The 1,537-nt window shown below is 67.3% G+C and carries 2 protein-coding genes; one reads left to right on the plus strand and one right to left on the minus strand.

Going from position 1 to position 1,537, the window contains the following annotated elements:
- Nucleotides 1-134: 134 nt before the first annotated feature.
- Nucleotides 135-617: a peptidylprolyl isomerase gene (locus FL311_RS43060; RefSeq protein ID WP_141333454.1), complete on the plus strand. Its 483-nt coding sequence runs from the start codon at nt 135-137 to the stop codon at nt 615-617.
- 90 nt (nt 618-707) lie between these two features.
- Here the strand turns inward: FL311_RS43060 and FL311_RS44700 are convergent.
- A partial coding sequence (locus tag FL311_RS44700) for a hypothetical protein (protein ID WP_141333456.1) occupies nt 708-1,537 on the minus strand: 830 nt, incomplete at its 5' end.

Below are 1,537 nucleotides of genomic sequence, written 5' to 3' on the forward strand. Positions count from 1 at the left end.
CGCCCACCTCGCCCCGGCCCCTGAAGGCCCTTGCGTCCGGTTTCGGGCGGGGGGCCCCGCTCCCATGCCCTCCCGCAGACCGGCCGAGCACATGATGGGAGCGTTGGACAACGGCCTGCGCTAAGAGAGGCGCCATGAAAATCGCGAAGGACAGTGTCGTCTCCATCGACTTCAAGCTTCACCTCGGCGATGGAAAGCTCATTGACGAGAGCGAGCCGGGAGATCCGCTCGTCTACCTGCAGGGCCACGAGGAGGTCGTCCCCGGCCTGGAGAAGGCCCTGGAGGGCAAGGCGAAGGGAGACAGCCTGTCGGTCGTCATCCCCCCCGAGGACGGCTACGGGCCGCATGACCCCGAGGGCCTCGAGGAGGTCCCCCGTGACGAGTTCCCCGAAGGGCTGGAGCTCCAGGAGGGCGGCATCCTCACCGCCACGGACCCCGAGGGCGACGAGGTCGACCTGCTCGTGAAGGAGATCAAGGGCGACACCGTGGTGGTGGACTACAACCACCCGCTCGCCGGCAAGACGCTGCACTTCCAGCTGACCGTGGCCGACGTCCGCGCCGCCACGGCCGAGGAGCTGGAGCACGGCCACGCTCACGGCCCGGACAGCCACCACTGATTCGAACCCCGGGGCCTTCGTGAGCCCCGGGCCCCACCACCGCTCCCGCGAAGTCCTCTCGCGGGAGCGGCCCTTCCTCCCTGACGCGGACTAGCGCCCGCCCATCAGGTCGGAGTTGAAGGAGAAGCCCAGCAGCAGGTACGGCATCGCCTCCTGACGGCTGGGGTGCTTCAGGTACCAGGCCACCATGCCCAGCACCGTGGGGCGGTTGAACATCGTGCCCTCGTCCGTGTTGAAGGCGTAGGAGACGACGGGGCCCGCGCGCATGTGGCTGTTGTCCGCCTTCAAGGCGTCGGAGACACCCTGGTCCTCGGTGTACTGCGGCCACACGCCGCTGAAGCGCGCGCCCAGCATCCACCGGCCGGACAGGTAGACCACGTCCGAGTCGTTGGTGAAGACCCAGCCCTTGCCCGCGAGCAGCGAGTCGAGCATCGGGTCGTAGAACGTCGTCTCGCCGTCGCGCAGCGACAGGTTCCAGTACTCGATGCTGAACTTGGTGCGCACCGCGATGGGGCCCACCTTCGCCTGCAGCGTCGGCTCCACCAGGAAGTGGTGGCCGCTGGTGCTGTAGGCCGCGTCCTCGCGCGCATCCAGCGCGTCATCCGAGAAGTCGTTCAGCGGGTTCGCGTACCCCTGCAGGAACCCCATGGTCCCCAGGAAGTTCGTGTACTCGTAGCTCAGCCGCAGGTTGAACAACGCAATCGGCTGGATCTCGAACATCGGCCCCACCTTCAGCGAGGCGGGGTTCGCCTTGATGAGGGCCGCGGCGTTGACGAACGTGTCGCGCATCAGCACCGACTCGCTGTTGAACAGCCGCTTCTGGATGACCAGCCGGTTCTGCGTCTCCAACCCGATGGGGTTGACGCGGAACAGGTTGAAGCTGGTCATGTACAGCCGGACGTTGGGGATGGGGCGGGGTG

The sequence above is a fragment of the Myxococcus sp. AB025B genome (genome assembly GCF_006518215.1).
In the GTDB taxonomy this organism is placed as follows: domain Bacteria; phylum Myxococcota; class Myxococcia; order Myxococcales; family Myxococcaceae; genus Myxococcus; species Myxococcus fulvus.